Raw genomic sequence first — 19,913 nt, forward strand, 5'->3', positions numbered from 1 at the left:
TTTAATGCTCCTCACCTCCATCATATAACTGCAGCACGCCTTCCAACTCGCTCTCATCCCACTCCAGCTCATCTCCGTAGTCGGATAAGGTGAACTGGGTATCCTCCTTGCCTGCACAATGCAGGATTACCTCCGTCAAGGCCTGCTCGAAGCCTGTACAGAACTGCTGCACCGCCCTCTGACTGAACGCGGAACGGTCATAGCCAATCGTAAACTTCAATTGATTTCCTTCAATAAGACCGTCAATGGTCATCGCTCTGGTCATCTGATTCTCCTCCGCGCTCATTGCACCAAAGCCAAGGCCGGAGAATTCGAAGGCTCCGCTGTCTTGATCGATGCTGCCTAAATAATTGAAGCTAACCTGTACCTGGTCCGAGCACCGCTCGGCTCTGTCCTTCAGTTCCGCCGTATCCTTCAGCAAGCTGTAACCTAACCCGTGATTCGGGATTTTGCGCAGCCCGTCCTTCGTCTGGGTAATGACGGCTCCGATATCCTCGCCAGCCTGCGACTTCAGCAGCACGGGATACATATTCGTAAACCAGCCCACCGTACGGTCAATCGCGATATCCGTATGGATCGGGTGACGGCCGTGGCTTTCCAGCTCGACGGCAATCTGATCCACGCCATAGCTTCTGCGGAACGCCAGCTGCACAGCGGCCAGCAGCAGATCATTGATCTCCGTATTGTAAGCATGGCTGCTATCATACAGCAGGTGATTCGTGAGCGTTTCGGATAGCTCCATCTGCTCATTACCCACTTGACGCTTGTTTTCACCATCTTTTGTCAAAAAATGTTCATCCCGACTCAACGGCGGCGTCGTCTCGCCAATCTCATCCAGCAGTGCGCTCCAGTAGGGAAGCTCCCGCTTCAGCAGATAGGAATCCGCATATTCCGCAAGCTCCTCCGACCAGCGCTGCACCGAGGCCGTCTTCGGCGGCAATTCCGCTCCCTCACCAGACAGCAAGCCGGTGTACAGGGTACTGAGATCCTCTAGCAGGATGCGCCAGGAAACGCCGTCTACCACCAGGTGATGGATACACAGGAACAAATGCGTCCCGTCCGCCATGTAGAACAAGGCAGCCTTCACCAATGGGCCCTGCTGCAGATCCATACTTTGCTGGATGGCCAGACAGTGCTGCTCCACCAGCGGCGCAAGCGTTGCAGTGTCATGTACATCTCCAAAATGAAGGGCCGCAAGTTCGAAGCCCTCGCCTTCATCGGTGCGGCGTACGCGCTGCGATCCATCCGCTTCGAACACGGTGCGCAGACCGTCATGATGAACAACCAGTTGTCCAAGCGCTGAACGAATCAGCTCTTCTTGCAGCGGCTGCTCGGACCGGATCATAACCGCCTGGTTGAAGTGATGCGGCTTGGCCAACTGCCAGTCAAAGAATTGCTGCTGGATCGGCGTTCGCCGTACCGGTCCTTCGACCTCGGCTTGATAAGCGGCCCATTGATCCTGCTGCACCTGCTCCAGCATGCCGCTGAGGCTGCGAATATCGCCCTGTTGGAACAAGGAGCGGTTATCCAGAACCAATCCCTGCTCCCTTGCCTTGGAGACGATCCGGATCGCCTTGATCGAATCCCCGCCGAGCTCGAAGAAGTTATCGTCAATGCTGACGCGGGGAATACCCAGCACGTCCTGGAAGACCAGGGCCAGCTTCGCTTCGGTTTCATTTCTCGGTGCAGCATACGCGCTGCTGCCTCCTCTGTCGGGCTCAGGAAGTGCCCGCCGGTCCAGCTTGCCGTTGTTCGTGACTGGGAGCCGGTCGAGGACGACCATGAATGGCGGAATCATAAATTCAGGCAAGCTCTGTCGCAGTTCATTCCTGCTGCGCGCCGCATCAAACGGCTCCGCCGCCTCATCCATTACGACATAGGCACAGATATAGGCATCTCCCGCTTGATCTTCACGAGCAAGGACCGCGGCATCACGCACTCCCGATTGCTTGCGGAGCGCGCTCTCGATCTCGCCGAGCTCAATCCGGTAGCCGCGAATTTTCACCTGCTCATCCAAGCGTCCCAGGTATTCGATATCTCCACCAGGAAGCCAGCGGGCCAGATCGCCCGTCCGGTACATGCGCTCACCGGCTGCGAATGGATTGGCTACAAACTTCTCTGCCGTCAGCTCCGGACGGCCCAGATACCCGATAGCGACGCCTGCTCCTCCGATGCACAGCTCTCCCTTCATGCCGACCGGCAGCAGGCGCTGGTGGGCATCAACGATATAGGCTGTTGTATTCGGTGTCGGTTTGCCGATGGTGACCCGCTCACCCTTGCGGATTTCCTTCACGGTTGCATACACTGTACATTCCGTCGGGCCGTACATATTCAGCAGCTTGCCGCTGATATGCTCTAGAATTGTGTCCGCCAGATGCTCGGACAGTGCTTCGCCCGCCACAATGACTTCCTTCAGCGAGCGGAACGGTGCGGAATCAGATACGCCGCTCAGGAGCATTTTCATCCGGGACGGGGTCGTCTGTACGATGTCGACTTCATGGGTTTCTATCAGACGTCTCATCGCTTCCGGATTCTTCTGGTCTTCTTCGCTCGTGATGACAATCTTGAGTCCCTTGGCAAGTGCAACAATCGACTCCACGACGAAAATATCAAATGAAATATTCGTTACGTTAAGGATCGACTCGCGCTCTTCAAACGGAAGGATCTGTGCCATGCCCGCAATCAGATGACTGACCGAGCGGTGTTCAATCCGAACGCCCTTCGGCTTGCCGGTGGAGCCCGAGGTATAGATCAGATAGGCTGGTTCCAGCGTCGTCATCATGACATCCAGACTCGTGTCATCTGCATCATAGCTGCTCTCATCCCGCACATTGACCACCTGTCCGTCAAAGGCAAGCTCCAGCTTGTCATAGATGGCAGGCTCGGTCAGCAGCAGTTCAGTGGCGCTGTCCTCCAGCATATAGCCGATCCGGTCCGCAGGATATTCAGGGTCGATCGGCAGGTAGGCCGCTCCAGCCTTCAGCACGGCCAGGATCGAGACGATCATCTCCAGGCTACGGCTCACCATAATGCCAACAATATCGCCGTTGCCCACCTCTTTGGCACGCAGTGCTCGTGCCAGTTGGTTGGCCCGCTCATTCAATTGCGCATAGCTTAGCGTTTGATCCTGATAAGCCAGGGCGATGCGCTCCGGTGTCCTGCGCACTTGCTGCTCGATCTGTGCGTGGGCTGTCTGATCCACCGGATAAGGCAGCGCCGTGTCGTTGAATTGGCCGAGCAGCTGCGATTGCTCTTGCGTGGTCATGAGTTCATATTCGCCCAGCTGCTTCTCCGGCAGCGACGCCAGCTCCAGCAGCAGCCGCTCGAAATGAGTGGCCATACGCTCCACGGTGTCTGGCTTGAACAGCTCGCGCACGTACTCCCATTGCATGCTATATCCTGTGCGAGTAGCCGTTATATTCAGAGTCAGATCGAACTTCGCCGCATGAAGGTCAGCCTCTACCTCGCCGAATGACAAGCCCTGCGCCGTGAGTTCTTCTTCCTCCTGATTGTGCAGCACCAACATGACATCAAAGATCGGATTGCGTGACATATCCCGTCGTACCTGTACCTGCTCTACGAGGTCCTCAAACGGATAGGTTTGATGCTCGAAGGCTTTCAAGCTCGTTTCCTTGATTTCCTCCAGGAAGGACAGGTAGCGTTTGCCTGGCTCAGGCTTGCCGCGCAGAGCCAGTGTATTCACGAACATACCAACCATCTGCTCGGTATCCTGATGCATACGGCCGGATACGGGACTGCCTACGATAATGTCCTCTTGACGGCTATATTTGCCCAGCAGCAGCATGAACGTTGATAGCAGCACCATATACTCCGTTGCTCCGGTTCTGCGGCACAGCTGCTGCACCGCCTCACGCGCTGCCGCGTCCAGCTGCCACGCCACCTCTGCTCCATTAAAGCTCTGCAGCTGCGGGCGGGCATAATCCAGCGGGAGATCCAGTACCGGCAGTTCACCCTTGAATTGGTTCAGCCAGTACGACTGATGCGCGTTCATATCCTGCGTAAGCATCCATTCGCTGTAGTCCTTGTAGTGGACCTTTACAGGCGCTAACGCCGTACCGTTATACAGCTGGGAGAACTCCCTTGTAATAATCGCCATCGTCGTGCCGTCGGAGATCAGATGGTGCATATCGAACAGCAGCAGATTCTGTGAGGGTCCGGTATGGATAACCTTCAGACGAATAAGCGGTGCGGTACTGACATCAAATGGCTGTACAAAAGATTCCAATCTGTCGCTGGCCGACTGTTCAACTCCCGACGCATCCTCATAGTCAACAATGACGCTAATGTGCTCATGGATGCGCTGCACCGGCTCGCCTTCTTCCATAAGGAAGCTCGTCCGCAGGCTTTCATGCCGGTCCACCAATTGCTGGAATGCTTGAGCAATTCGCGGCAGATCGGCTTCACCCGCCATCTCCATCATACCTGGCATGTTGTAGACAGTACTGGAAGGGTCCATCTCATGAATGACGAACAGACGCTTCTGGGCTGGCGACATCGCATAGAAAGGCTTCGATTCGGCCAGCGGGATCGGCTGATATGTGGTCTCGGGCTCGCCCGTCAGCAGACGGCCAATCCCTGCCACGGTCGGACTCTCGAAGATCGCGCGCAGGGGCAGCCGCGTGCCCGTAAGCGACTCAATCTGATTGACCAGCCGGATGGCTCGTAGGGAATGCCCGCCAAGCTCGAAGAAGCTGTCGTGAATACCCACTTCCGTTAAGCCGAGCACCTCGCCAAAGGCCTGTGCCAGCTGGGCCTCGGTTTCATTACGGGGCGCTACCTTGCCTCCCCTGCTGCCGTGATCCGGCTCAGGCAATGCCCGCCGGTCCAGCTTGCCGTTGCGTGTGACTGGCAGCTTCGCCATCAGCACGAACGAAGAGGGCACCATATAGTCCGGCAGCGTCTCTCTGAGCCCGCTGCGGAGCTGCTCCTGAAGATGCTGGTCAGACGGTAATCTGCCGTCGCTTGCAGGGTTGTTCACCGAATCGGTCTGCACAGGGACGACATAGGCGCACAGGTACGCATCACCCGCCGTCTCCTCGCGGACGATAACAGCGGCATCGCGCAAAGCCGCCTGGCTCCGCAAGGCCTGTTCGATCTCACCCGGCTCCACCCGGTAGCCGCGGATTTTCACCTGGGCATCGATGCGCCCGAGGTAGTCGATCGTGCCGTCAGGACGCCAGCGGGCCAGATCGCCCGTCCTATACAGCCGGCTTCCCGGAGCAAACGGATTGGCGATGAATTTCTGCTCCGTCAGCTCCGGCTGATTCAAGTACCCTCTGGCCACGCCATCTCCGCCGACATACAGCTCGCCAGCCATCCCGATGCCGCACAGCCGCTCTCCCTGCAGGATATAAGCCGTGCTGTTGCTAATCGGCTTGCCTACTGGGATATTGTCGTAATCGCCGTCGATCGCGAAGGTCAACGAGAAGGTCGTATTCTCAGTCGGGCCATAGCCATTGGTGATCTTGAGCTGCGGCAGGCTGGTCCGGACAGCGTGAACGTGCTTCGCAGACAGCTTCTCGCCGCCAATGAGCAGATGCTGTAGACCCGCAAACGCCTGCGGATACGTATCGGTCACGTGATTGAACAGCTGCGCGGTCATCCACATCATTGTGATGCGCTCGCTGGCGATCAGGCGCTCCAACTGCTTGCCGTCGCTCACCGTATCGCTCTCAGCCAGTACTAGCAGGCCGCCATTCAGCAGTGCGCCCCAGATTTCAAAGGTCGACGCATCAAAGGATAGCGCACCTGTCTGCAGGATGCGGGCGTCTGCAAAATCTGCATAATTCGTATTCTTCACCAGGCGCACGACATTGCGATGCTCGACGACGACGCCCTTGGGCTGACCCGTCGTACCCGACGTATACATCACATACGCGGCATCGGAGGCCTGTCCGGTCTGTGCCGGGAATGCGGTGCGAGACGCTACCGCTTCGCTGTTAGCTGTCTGACCGGTTACAGCCGATTCCAGCTCAATTACTTTCAATTGTTCTCCAAGATTCAATTCACTTACAACTGCCAGGCTCGCTTGCCCGCACAGCACTGTGTTGATCGCAGCGTCCTCCAACATGTAGCGAACGCGGCTCTGAGGGTCGCCTGTATGCAGCGGCACGTAACTGCAGCCGCTCTTGAGAATGCCGAGAATACCGGCAATCATATGTACGCTTTTTTCACTGACAATCCCAATTCGTTGCCCTGCCTGGACTCCCTGGCGCTGCAGCTCGCTGCTTACCAGGTTCGCAGCATGGTTCAACTCGGCGTATGTCATCCTCATCCCTGGGCTCGCAGCTGCTTCGGCATCTGGCGTCAGCCGCACCTGCTCTTCAAACAGCTGATGGATCGTCTGATCTGACGGATAGGCCGTTTTGGTCTCATTGAAACGGTGAACCATTAGCTTCGCTTCCGCCTCAGAAATAAAGCTCACTGCACTTGCTTTCTGCTCCGGCGATTGGGCAATATTCGTCAGAATGGCGGTCAATTGCTCAAGAATTCGTTCGATATCCTGTGCTTCGAACGCATTCGGATCATACATCATCTCCATGCGGAGCACATCATCGAGGTAAACGACTAGCGAGAGCGGATAGTTGGTCTGTTCCTTCAAGCTCTCTACCTCGATGGTCACTCCGTCCATATGCGCCTCATCATAATTGGCATAGTAGTTCTCGAAGGCAATGAGCGAGCGGATCAGCCGGCCTCTGAGCGGGGTCTGCTCCTGAATCTCGGTCAGGGAGCAATAATCGAATGGGCCGGTTTCAAGGGCCTGCACCTGCATGCGCGCGATGAGATCCTGCAGACGGTCACCTTCTTCGCACTGGACGCGAACCGGCACGGTATTAATGAACAAGCCCACCGTTTCCTCAATGCCTGGTAGATCCGCATTCCTGCCGGAGACGACCTTGCCGAACACGGCATCCGTCGTTCCGTTATAGGCTTGCAGCAGCAGTCCCCACGCTGTCTCGACGATGGTATTGACCGTCACGTTGAGCGTCGAAGCCAGCTTCGCCAGATGTTCACTCGTCTCTTCGCTCACTTCCAGATTGGCGATCTCCACCTGACTCTCTGACGGGGATGGGGGAGTCAACGGTTCGATACCCGTTTCCTGCTCGTATCCCTCCAGCAAACCGCTCCAATAGTCCATGGCCCGTTCCTTGCTCTGGGTCTGCAGCCATTTAATATAGTCCTCATACTTGGCAATGCTTCTTGCCTCATCTTCCGTATACCGGACCAGATCCTCCAGACGCTTGCCTTGCTGGATGTTGTTGTAGTTGCTCATGAAGTCCCGGACGATGATCGACATGCACCAGCCATCCATAATGATATGGTGGAAGCTCCAGAGCATCTTGTAGTCCGACTCCGCCAGCTTGATAACGGTCACCCGCATCAGCGGATCCTTCTCCAGATCAAAGCCTTTGTTCAGGTCATCCGTTTTGATCTGCTCCAGCTGCTCCGCCTGCTCCTGCTCCGGCAATGCACTGATATCGAAGGAGAAGAGCTCGAGGGCTCTCTCCTTCAGAACGATTTGACGCGGCTGCTTGATTTTCCGGTAGAAAAAGGAGGTCCGCAGCACCGCATGCTTGCGCGTGAGCAGGAATAGGCTTTGCTCCACCTTGCCCAGGTCCAGCTCGCCACGCAAACGAATCATATTTTGCACAACATAGCTTGTCGATGCATCATCGATCAGTTTATGGTACAGCATCCCTTCTTGCATCGAAGTCAAGGGATAGATCTTTTCCACGTTACTATTCATGTTCCATGTCTCCAATCCCTTGGTTAGGAGTAGTTTTTCATGATCTCATCGAACTCGTCCAGCTCCAGCTCCAGATCGCCAAAATCAGATGCCGTCAGCGAGCTGGTTTCCTTGGAGGTACAGTGATCAGCAATGCTGGCTGCCACTGCCCGGAACCGTTTGGAGAAGTCGCTGATTTGCTCCGCTGTATATCGGCTCATATCATAAGTGATCTCTAGGACAAGCTTTTCTTGAACGATGCTGGCATTGATCGTCAGCGCGTTCGGATGCTGATTGTCCTTCGCCATGCTCTCACCCGCCGACCAATCCGAGAGTCCCAGCAGTCTGCTGCCCGATTCGTTGTCCAGCTGCCCCAGATAATTGAAGCAATAGGTCGGGTGAAGCTCAGGCAGGGCATCTTCCCTGAAATGCTTGATCACACCGTAGCCCATGCCGCGATTCGGCACCTTGCGGAGCTGCTCTTTGATGGTACAAATGTGCTGCTCCATATCCGCGACGACAGGCAGATGAACCGGGAAGATACTGGTGAACCATCCCACCGTCCGGTCAATGTCCAACGGTCTGTGGATGCTCTCGCGGCCATGGCCCTCCAGGTCGATCGTCACGCCCTGCGCGGACGTCCAAGGCTCGAGTGTGCGGACCAGCGCAGTCAGCAGCAGATCATTGATCTCCGTATGGTAAGCCGTGTTCGCTTCGAACAGCAGCTTGTTCGTCGTTGCAGAATCCAACTCCATATCTACGGTGTGATAGCTTGCAGCAGAAGCTGTGTCGCTGCTCTGCTGTTCTGCGGCAGCTTGTGCTGTTGTGCTGACGTCCTGCCAGTACCGAAGCTCACGCTCCAGCTCTTCACTGCGCGCATATTCCTGCAGCGCTTGGGCCCATTGCTGATACGAGGCGGTTTTGGCAGGAAGCACAATCTCCTCTTTCCGCATCGCCTGCTCATACGCGGTCTCCAGATCCTCCAGTATGATGCGCCAGGATACCCCGTCCACCACGAGATGGTGAAGGCACAGCAGCAGCAAGTCGCCATTCATTATTTTGAATAAGCCCACCTTCAGCAGCGGTCCATCGCTCAGGCTGATGCTCTCCTGCAGCCGGTTTGCTTCCTCTTCCACCGCCTGCCGCACGTCTTGCTCGCGCTCCAGGTTCTCCAGGTGGCATTCCACAAATTCAAATCCCTTGCTCTCCTCCGAGCTGAGCAGCACTTGTCCCCGCTCTGCCGTATATACCGCCCGCAGCATATCGTGATGCTTGACAACCTCGGCTAACGCCTGGCGCAAATGCTCCGAGCTCAGCGCTGCAGTTGAAGTCAGCAGCATCGTCTGATTGTAATGCTCCGGCTTCGCAAGCTGCCAGTCGTAGAACTCCTGCTGAATCGGGGTCAGCAGCACCTCGCCCGTCACTTCCTCCTGCGGGTATTTGGTTACGCCCTCGACAGCTTCTTCTACTTTGACGGCAATCCAGCGAATCGTACGCTCCAGCATCAGGTCCTTCACTGTCAGCTCGTAGCCTGCTTCCCTGAGCTTGGAAATGACGCGAATTGCTTTGATCGAATCGCCACCCAGTTCGAAGAAGTTGTCATCGATGCCTACTTGCTCCATCCCCAGCACCTGGGCAAATACATCCGCAAGCAATTGCTCGCGCTCGTCTCTTGGCGCTACGTAGGCTTCGCCCGAAGTGTAGACCGGCTCCGGCAGCGCACGGCGGTCCAGCTTGCCATTGCTCGTAATTGGCAGCTTCGCAAGTACCATGATGCTGCCTGGCACCATGTAGTCCGGCAGATCCTCGCCGATCCCGGCCTTCAACGATTCGAGATCCAGATCGGCTTCGTTTTCCTTGCCGACGACATAGGCGCTCAGGTAGCTGTCACCTGCACCGTCCTTGCGCACAATGACCGCTGCATCTTGTACTCCAGGCTGCTTCATCAGCACCTTCTCGATTTCCTTCAGCTCGATCCGGTAGCCCCGGATCTTCACCTGGTCATCGATCCGGCCAATGTATTCGACGTTGCCATCCGGCAGCCAGCGTGCCAGGTCACCGGAGCGGTACATCCGCTCGCCTGGTACGTATGGGTTGTCCACGAACTTGGCCTGCGTCAGCTCGGCCCGGTTCACATAGCCCCGCGCCACGCCAGCTCCGGCAATACAGAGCTCGCCCGGCATCCCGATGCCGCACAGTTGGTCGCCATTCAGAATATACAGCTTCAGCGTCGGAATTGCCTGTCCGATATTGCTGATGCCGCGCTGGATATCCTCGGCTCCGATTCGTTTGTGCGTCACATGAACGGTTGTCTCGGTGATGCCGTACATGTTCACAATCGCCATCTCCGGATATTTCTCGTGCCAGGCCTTCAGCTTGCTGACATGCAGCGCCTCGCCACCGAAGATCAGGTACCGCACGTGCAGCGGCTCGCCTTCGCCCGCCAGCTCTGCGTGCATCAGCTCGTAGAACGAGGATGGCACCTGATTCAATACCGTGACCCGCTCCTTTCGGAGAATGCCCAGGAAGGCATAGCTGTCACGAGTTGCAGCTTTTGGAATGACCACAACTTTGCCGCCGTACAGCAGCGCACCGTACATCTCCCACACCGAGAAGTCGAAGTTGTAGGAATGGAAAAGGCTCCATACATCATCCGCCGAGAAGTCGAACGGCATTCGGTCGTTGACCATCAGGCGCACCACGTTGCGGTGCTCGATCATCGTCCCCTTCGGCTGCCCCGTCGTACCGGAGGTGTAGATCATGTACAATGCATCTTGCGGCTGCATCGGTACTTCCGGATTCACAGCATAAGAAGCGGAATCGGCCGTTTCCAATTGCTCCAGCAGCGCTTCAATGGTCAGCTTCGTTCCGTCGAACGCAAGGTTCGGCAGGGCATTCTCACCAGTGTCTCCCCCCGCTAACAGAACGCGCGCCCCGCTATCCTGGAGCATATAGGCAATCCGGTCCTCTGGCGCATCCGGGTCCATTGGCAGGTAGGCACAGCCCGCCTTCACGACGCCCAGGATACCGGCCAACAGATGCAGATTGCGCTCCAGCAGCAGCCCGACGACTGTCTCGCCTTCCCCTTTCAACTCCAGCAATTGACGTGCGATGTAGTTGGCTTTGCGGTTCAGCTCCGCATATGTCCACTGCTCACCCTCACATGTCGCAGCGATTTGCTGCGGTGTGCGGCGCACCTGCGCCTCGAACAGCTCCTTGATCGTCGCCTGCTCCGGGTATGACGCCGGGGCTTCGTGGAAATCATGCAGCAGCAGCTGTTTCTCCGCTGCTGTCACCACTTCCAGCTCCCCGAGCTTCTGCTCCGGCGCTTCAGTCACGGCTTGCAGCAGCTGCTCGAAATGCGCAGCCATCCGCTCCACTGTTGCTTCCTTGAACAAATCGCGGCCATATTCCCATTGCAGCTCGTAGCCGGACGGGGATGCCGTCACATTGATCGTCAGATCAAACTTGGCTGTACGCAGATCCGCTTCGATATCGCCGAAGGCCAGGCCCTGCGCAGAGAGTGCTTCTTCCTCCTGATTCTGCAGCACCAGCATGACGTCAAACAACGGGTTACGCGACAGATCGCGCCGTACCTGCAGCTGCTCGATGATATCCTCGAATGGATACGCCTGATACTCGTACGCCTTCAAGCTCGTTTCCTTGATCTCGTTCAGGAAATCCGTGTACGCCTTGTCCGCTTCCGGCTTGCCGCGCATCGCTAGCGTATTCACGAACATGCCGACCATCTGCTCGGTGTCATGATGGAGCCGTCCGGATACTGGACTACCGACAATGATATCCTCCTGGCGGCTGTACTTGCCTAGCAGCACCATCAGGCCCGAGAGCAGCACCATGTATTCTGTTGCTCCGGTCACCCGGCACAGCTCCTGCACCTGCTCCCGCAGCGCAGCATCCAGCTGCCAGGTTACGGCTGCGCCGGCAAAGCTCTGGAGCTGCGGGCGCGGATAATCCAGCGGCAGATCCAGCACGGGCAGCTCGCCCTCGAACTGGCTAAGCCAGTAGTTCTTCTCTTCGCTGAGATCCTGCGTCCGCAGCCACTCGCTGTAATCCTTATATTGAATGACCGGCTGCTCCAGCTCCTCGCCGTTGTACAGCTGCGAGAATTCCTTGGTAATCAGATTAATGGTCATCCCGTCGGATACCAGGTGGTGCATGTCGAACAGCACCAGGCTTCTGCTCTCGCCTGTCTTCACAACCTTGATCCGCATTAACGGCGCCTCTTGAACATTGAATGGCTGGACGAAATCTGCCAGCAGCTCATCCGCGGTCTGTTTGTTCGGCACTTGTCCATCTGCTTCCTGTACGACCGTCTTCTCGTAGTCGACCGTTACCGTGACCGCTGCATGGATACGCTGCACCGGCTCCCCTTCATGCATGTGGAAGCTTGTACGCAGACTTTCATGACGGTTAACCAGCTGTTGGAACGCCTGGGTAATCCGCGGCAGATCCACCTCGCCATGCATCTCGATCATGCCCGGCATGTTGTACACGGTGCTCGTCTTGTCCATCTCATGAATGACGAACAACCGCTTCTGTGCCGAGGACATCGGATACCGGTCGCGGATCGGCGCCTGCGGGATCGGCTCATAGGCCTGCTCCGGCTCGCTCACAATCATCCGGCTGAGCGCTTCAGCCGTTGGATGCTCGAATACGGTCCTTAGCGGCAGTCGGACGCCGGTATACGACTCAATCAGATTGATCGCCCGAATAGCTCGCAGGGAGTGACCTCCCAGATCGAAGAAGCTGTCATGGACACTGATTGCGTCCCGATCCAGGCCCAACACCTCACTGAACGCCACGATAATGTACGCCTCCGTGTCGTTGCGAGGTCCCACGGTCTTACCTCCGCCCTGGCGCTCTGGCTCCGGCAGCGCCCGCCGGTCCAGCTTGCCGTTGCTGGTAACCGGCAGCTGCTCCAGCGTCACGAAGTAGGATGGCATCATATAGTCCGGGAGCTCTCGTCTCAGCTGGATACGGCTCTGATCCACATCGAAGGTTGTCCCTTCCGCCGCAGGCACCACATAAGCACAGATGTAAGGGTCGCCAGCTTCATCCTCGCGGGCAATGACCGCCGCATCCCGGACGCCAGGCTGGGCGCGCAGCACACTTTCAATTTCGCCCAGCTCAATGCGGTGTCCGCGGATTTTCACCTGTTCGTCCATCCGGCCCAGATATTCAATATTCCCGTCCGGCTTCCATCTCGCCAGATCACCTGTGCGGTACATCCGGTTATGTCCTTTGATTGACGATGGCTCCGCGTACGGATCGAGCAGGAAGGACTGCCGTGTCTTCTCCAGCTGATTGACATACCCCCGCCCGACACTGATACCAGCCACACACAGCTCCCCTGCGACACCGACCGGACAGAGACGGCCTTCGGCATCCAGGATGTAGATCCTTACATTCGCAAGCGGCTTGCCGATCGGCACGTTCGTCAGCTTCTCCGGCATACTGTCTGCTACGTATTGAGTAACATCGTCCGAGGCTTCTGCCGGTCCGTACGCATTGACGATCGCGATGTCCGGATAGACGGCGAACCATTTCTCCAGCAGATGCGGCTTGACCATCTCCCCGGTAATGATCAGATGCTTGAGCGAGCGGTATTCCGTCCTGCCGTCCTCTGCATCCTCCAGCATCACAGTCATGTAGGAAGGAACGACCTCCAGCAGCGTCACCCCGTCCTGCACCACTTGATCAATAAAGCGCTGCGGCTGACGGACAAGCTCGTTGGAATAAATCGCTGTCGTACCGCCCAATACAAGTGCACCGACCATCTGCCATACCGAGATATCGAAGCAATGGTTGGCATTCTGGGCAAATACCAGGCTGTCGTCCAAGCCTAACAAATCCCGTTCGGCCCAAATGTGATTCAGCATGCCTGCATGCTCGATCATGACACCCTTCGGCTTGCCCGTAGAGCCTGACGTGAACAGAATATACGCCAGCTGATAGGCATCAATGGCTGTGCCCACGTTGTCTTCCTGCCAGTTACTCCACTGAGACTCCAACTCATCCAGGCATAGAATCGTGCCTTCAAAACGGGCTCGGAAATCCGGCTCCACATGCGCGGAATCGGTCAGCACTACTTTCACACCCGCCTCCTCTAGCACGTTCAGCCGCCGCTCCAGCGGATGATCCACATCCAGCGGCAAGTAGGCGCCGCCCGCCTTCCAAATCCCCATAATGCTGCGGAGCATATTCGGTGAACGGTGCATCATGATTCCAACCACGTCTTCTTGCTGGAGTCCCTTGCTAAGCAGCAGGCGAGCCATTTGGTTGGCCCGGCTATTAAGTGCCAGATAGCTGATGCGTTCTCTCTCGAACAATAGGGCGGTCTGATCTGGCTTCGTTGCAGCCCAGCGCTCGAACACATCCACGATGGTCTGTCCTTCTTCATAGACGGTGTGCGGGGAGTTAAATTGCGTCAGAATCTGTTGCTTCTCTTCCGCCGTCACCATGTCGAGTTCAGCCAGCTTACGCGAACCATCCGTTACAATAGAGCTAATCAGCGTCATATAATGCTGGATCATTCGATCAATCGTCGATTCCTCGTATAGCTCCGACGCATATTGCACAATCAGCTCAAACTGTTCACCGCTGTCGACGACTTCAAATTCAATATCAAATTTGCAGTCCTCGGTCCACAGCTCCTCATATTGGAACGTCGTGTCCTCACCCGGCAGCTTGAATGCGCCAAAATCCTGATAGGAGAACAGCAGATCAAACAGCGGATTTCTCCCTTTCTCATGCTTGGCCCCCGACAGATCAACGATTCGGTCGAAGGGCACCTCGCTATTAGCAAAAGCTTGCATCGCTTGCCGTTGCACCGTCTGCATGAAATCTGCGAACGACTGCTGCTGATCGACGGTTGTCCGTATTGGCAGCGTATTGACGAACATCCCAATCAGCGGTTCCAGCTCATAGTGATGCCGTCCCTCAACCAGCGTGCCTACGATCAAATCCTTCTGCATCGTATACATGGACAACATCGCCTGAAGGGCCGATAGGAAGAACGAATAGGACGTTGTCCCCTGCTCTTTGCACAGCTCCAGAATGGCGTGCTTCAGCTCAGGGCTAACCACCTGTCTTCTCAGCTTGCCCGCACACGTCCGATGCTCCGGGCGTACATGATCCAGAGGCACAGAGCTGCCCGGAGGGCTCGCCTCCAGCTGCTGCTTCCAGAACAATTCCTGCTGCTGCATCTCTTCTGAGGCGAGCCTTTCCTTGTGCCACATCACAAAATCCTTGTACTGAACGGGAAGCTGCGGCAGCTCCATCCCGTCGTACAGTGCCATCACTTCTCTGGCGAAGACCAGAGAGCTGGCCCCGTCAAACACAATATGATGAAAATCCATAAAGACCATATATCGCTGCGCTTCATATTGAATCACGCTCACACGCAGCAGCGGCGCCTCGTTCAAGCGGAAAGGCTTGATATACTCCGCTTTGAGCATCGCCACAAGCTCTTCCTCGTTCAACTCGCCGGTTCTGTCCGACAGCTCCACTTGAACATCGGTGAGGTCCGTTACAATCTGAACGATGTCTCCGTCCGCTTCCAGGAATCGGGTCCTCAAGTTCTCGTGCCGCTGCACGACTCCGCTAACCGCAGCTTGGAACCGGTCGGGATCGAATTTCCCTTCAACCTTCACGATGGAAGGCATGTTATAGCCCAGCGTATCCGGCTGCATCTGATTCAGCGCATACATCCGTTTCTGGGCTGCCGACGTCTCGTAGAACGCCTGATGGTCAGGCATCTTCGGAATCGATGCCAGCTGGGTCTGGCCTTCTTGCAGAAGACCATCAACAATCGCAGCGATCCCGCTAACCGTCAAGGCGTCAGCAACCTCCGTGATGGGTACGCGAATGCCGTTATACTCCGCTTGAACGTTGGAGAGCAATTGCAGCAGCTTCAGCGAGTTCATGCCGAGCGAGATAATATTGTCCTGCTTCCCGAATGCATCAAAGCCGAGCAACGTGCTGATCATGCCGAATACCGTTTTCTCGGTCGCGGTCATCTCATCCGCCTGATAAGTCAGTTCCTGCGCCTGCTCAGATGCCAGATCAGCGACTGCATAGAACTGCTTGGGCAGCATGTGGAGCGGCATGCGCGGCAGACACCATTCCACCAGATCATTGGCTGTCAGGCCTTCGGCGGCTGGCACCACGTAGGCTGACAAGTCGCCGCTTGCTTCGTCGAGGCTCACCCGCGCGTCTTGAACGGCGGGAGATTCCTGCACAACCCCGGCGATCAGCCAGAGGCTGTACCATTTGCCATCCCGCACGAAACAATGCTCCTCCGGCCCCAGGAGCTCCAGGCGCGCATCATGCGTCACCCGTGCTGCCCATCCGGTATGGAAATTCTCCATTCGATTTCTTCCTATGTACAGATAGCCGTACTGATCAGTCGGGACGGGTCTGCCTTGCTTATTCAGAATCAGACCATAGACGCGATCATCCGTTATCCCATAGTCCGCACGCTTCAGCCCGAGCTTGGCTTCCAGCTCATTCAGCTCCACATGGGTCATAGCCTGTTCAGCTGCAAACACATCGCTTGAGACGAACATTTGCAATTCATCCAGCTGCTGCTCCGGCTGCGCGCACCATTGGGATACGATATCCAAGTACAGGTCCAGCCACCGCACCACCGTCGGTCTGGCCAACATGTCACTGTTATAATCAATGTCGAATACCGCTTTGCCGTCGAGCTCGATAATGTTGAAGAATAAATCGTACATTGAGCTCTCTACTTCAACCGGCTGCAGGCTCATCGTCGTCCCTACAAAGGACTTGGTCTGCGGCATCCGGTCCATGTTGAACATGACGTTCATACGCGGATGGACAATGCTGCCTTCGTGATCCACCGCATCGAGCGCTACATTGTGAATCCCATCGAGCTGCTTGAACCGTTCCCGGTTATAAGCGGCAAGCGTAGCCAGCGTAGCCCGCTCATTTACATGCGCCACTACCGGGAGAATCGAAACACAGTTGCCGATGAGCGCTTTGGGCGCGACCGTCGCCTGACCGGCGAACGGTACGCCTACTGCAAACTGCTGCTGCTGGGTAATCTCGTGCAGCATCGCCTGATAAGCGGACAGCAGCACCATGAACGGACTGCATCTGGAGGCGGCAGCTGCCTTTCTCACCTTCTTCAGCCATTGCTCGTCAGTGGTATGCGTAATCCGCTCGCCCCGACCGGCATGTGCCTCCGCCATCACATCCTTGGTTGGCAGCGCGAGCTCGTGATCACAGCCCGCCAGGTAGTCCTCCCAGAACTGAAGGACCTCCTGCTTGTCCAGCTTGCCGACTAGCGCCTCGTGGTTATGAAGAAACTCCCGGTAGCTGACGACCTCGCCCAGGCTCGGCGATGTACCAGTCCGGAATGAGTTATAAGCTTCAATCAATTCCTCGCAGAACAAGGAAAGCGACCAGCCGTCTGCGATGAAGTGATGCGCCACCACCAGCAGCTTGCTCTTGCGGGTGTCCTGTTCATTGCGGAGCAGGAATATCCGGTAGAGCAGCCCATTCACATAGTCAAAAGAATACTTGGTTAAGCCGGACAGCACCTCGGCCTCCGACGATTCCTGAACGGGAATGACCGATACGCCCGTCTCGAGGGATGGATTCGGCACCAGCTTCGACATGTCACTGGAGAAGGTATACCGGAGAATCTCATGCCTCGAAGCCATCAGCTCCGCGGCCTTGTTCAGGTCGCCGGTATTCAGTTCGCCTTCGATTTGCAGCAGGATGCATTGATGAAAGGCGCTTGTGCCCTGATTCATCATTTCGGACGCAATCATCTTCTGCTGCTCCAGGGTCAGCTCAATCTCTTTTTTTTTAGCGAGTACAGCAGGCTCTTCATTCTTGGCAAAGAACACATGCTTCATGGCGAGGCAGGAATCTTTCACACCCTTGATGATCCGGTCCATGTCCTCGTCCGTATGACTCGCAGACAAGAAGCAGTTGCGGCCTTCCCAGATATAGATGCCCTTATCGAGCAGGTGATAATAGAACATCTCCATGTTCCCTTTGAGCACAAAGCGGAACAGCGAGCCGCAATAGACAATCTCGGCAGGGACGTTCTCTTCTTGGAAGAAAGCATTCAGCTCATCCGCCAGGCGCTTCGTTCGCTGATTAATGAGCGGGTAGATCGTGTCTGCCTCTTCTCTGATCTTCAGCAGCACCGCTCTGGCCGCCGCCATCGCAAGCGGATGATGACAGAAGGTACCACCGGCAAACGTTCGTTTGTCTTCATAAGGCGGAACGGAATCATCACCATACTGCCAGACGCCGCCATCGATGCAGTCCATGACCTCTTGCTTGCCTGCGACGATACCGATTGGCATGCCGCCGCCAACGATTTTGCCGTAGGTGACCAGGTCGGCCTGAATGCCGAAATATTCCTGAGCTCCGCCCTTCCCTAAGCGGAAGCCGAGAATCATCTCATCGAAGATCAGCTTGATGCCGCTGTTTGCGGTCAGGTCTCTTAACTGATGCAGGAATTCACGGGGCTGCAGGTCCGGTCTGCGGCTCTGCACCGGCTCCACCATAACGGCAGCAATCTCATCTGCGTGCTCCGAGATGAACGTCAGGGATGCCGGATCGTCGTAATCCAGAATGAACAGGTCATCTACGTAGTTCTGCATGATCCCGCCCGCGATTGGCGAGACGGCATCTTTTTCCCTGCCCATCGGGTGCATCCCCAGTACACCGTCGAAGGTGCCATGATACGCCCCGGAAAAAATAACGATCTTATCCTTGCCTGTGGCCGCCCGCGCCAGACGCATCGCAACCATGACCGCTTCTGTACCGGAGTTAAAGAACGACACCCGCTCTACTCCTGTAAATTCAGAAATGTACTGGGCCACTTCGCCGGACAGCTCCGTAATCAGGCTGAGCGGAAAGCCCTTGGTCATTTCCTCGCTGATCGCTTCCTTGATGAACTCTGCATTATGGCCGAACAGGCTGACACCAAAATCCATCGTCAAATCGATATAATCATTGCCGTCGATATCGGTAATATGTGCGCCCTGGCTGTTCTGGAACACAAGCTGGTAGACCATTTCCTTGATGGCTGGCCGGAAGCCCGAAATGTTCCGCCAGTCGGCGTATGGCAGACGGTACTTGGCTGCGAAGGCTTTGGAGCCTGGGGTTTTGGCCGTATAGCGCTCCATCAGCTCCTGAATGTGCTGCTGCTGTTTCTCGTTGCCCTGCTTCTTGGTCGTTTCTATCCGTTTGTGTGCAATATACGGCTGGTGGCCTGGCGCCGTGCTGTCGTTCTGTGCGGCAGCTTCAGCCTTGGGTGCAGCCGCTGCTTGCTGCTCGCGGCTTGCGATTTCCGGAGCGGCTGCTTCGCGCGTGGCTTCGGCGGTCGCCGCCGTAGCTGCTGCGGCTGTTGCCAGTTCGGCCACGGTCTGGCTGGCGGCGGGGGCCGCAGCCAGCTGTCCGCCGGACAGCATGCGAATCTGGTTGTTCATAATCTGCAGCTGCTGGGCAAATAGCTGCGTAATATCGGAGGCCGGGCCTTCGGTGACAGGTAACGCCTCCAGCTGTGGTAGCTGTGGCATTTGTGCCATTTGGGGCTCCTGTCTCACCGGATGAGCTTCTTGTACAGGGGTAGGCGCGCTTGCTTCAAGCGTACTGGCCAACGCTGGTTCCTGTACTTGCGCGCTGCCCTTGGTGAAATACTCCGGTGCCAGCTGCGGAACCAAATATTCCGCGATTTCGGCCACGGATGTCAGACGCTCAAAGAACAGGGTGAGCGGAATTTCTACGCCGAATTCCTCCCGAATATAGCTGTTCACATCCGTTAGGATGATCGAGTCGGCTCCCAGCTCAATCAAGTTCTCATAAGGATCGATATCTTGGGGTTCCATTCTTGCGGTAGTGGCTATTAATTGGGTTAATCGTTCCACTACGAGTTCGTAATTGCTAGCGTCCAATACCCTCACCTCATGCCCAGTTTTTAGATTGCTTCGTAACACCTTCAGTCACAGAACGTTCTTCCGATCGCTGTTGTTCCCGGATTTCTTGATTTTTGGACCCCCTCAAGGGGGGAAATCCGGGAAAGCGTATGCTTCCGAAGCGAGCTTTTCTGCGAAAAGCTTTCAGGCGAGCGCTTCGCTTCTCCATCACATTCCGTGCC

At 56.3% G+C, this 19,913-nt stretch carries 2 protein-coding genes; both read right to left on the reverse strand.

Features of this window, described 5'->3' with window-relative positions:
• Nucleotide 1 precedes the first annotated feature (1 nt).
• Nucleotides 2-7,768 carry a non-ribosomal peptide synthetase gene (locus F556_RS0121500; protein ID WP_020619067.1) on the reverse strand — a complete coding sequence of 2,589 codons (7,767 nt, stop codon included), beginning with the start codon at nt 7,766-7,768 and terminating at the stop codon, nt 2-4.
• Nucleotides 7,769-7,791: 23 nt separating this feature from the next.
• Nucleotides 7,792-19,752, reverse strand: a complete 11,961-nt coding sequence (locus tag F556_RS0121505) for an amino acid adenylation domain-containing protein (protein WP_342663316.1) — start codon at nt 19,750-19,752, stop codon at nt 7,792-7,794.
• Nucleotides 19,753-19,913: the final 161 nt, after the last annotated feature.

It is taken from the genome of Paenibacillus daejeonensis DSM 15491 (genome assembly GCF_000378385.1).
GTDB lineage: Bacteria > Bacillota > Bacilli > Paenibacillales > Paenibacillaceae > Paenibacillus_D > Paenibacillus_D daejeonensis.

Excerpts from the sequence above, each read along its gene's own strand:
- F556_RS0121500 (WP_020619067.1), bottom strand. The coding sequence starts at position 7,768 with ATGAATAGTAACGTGGAAAAGATCTATCCCTTGACTTCGATGCAAGAA.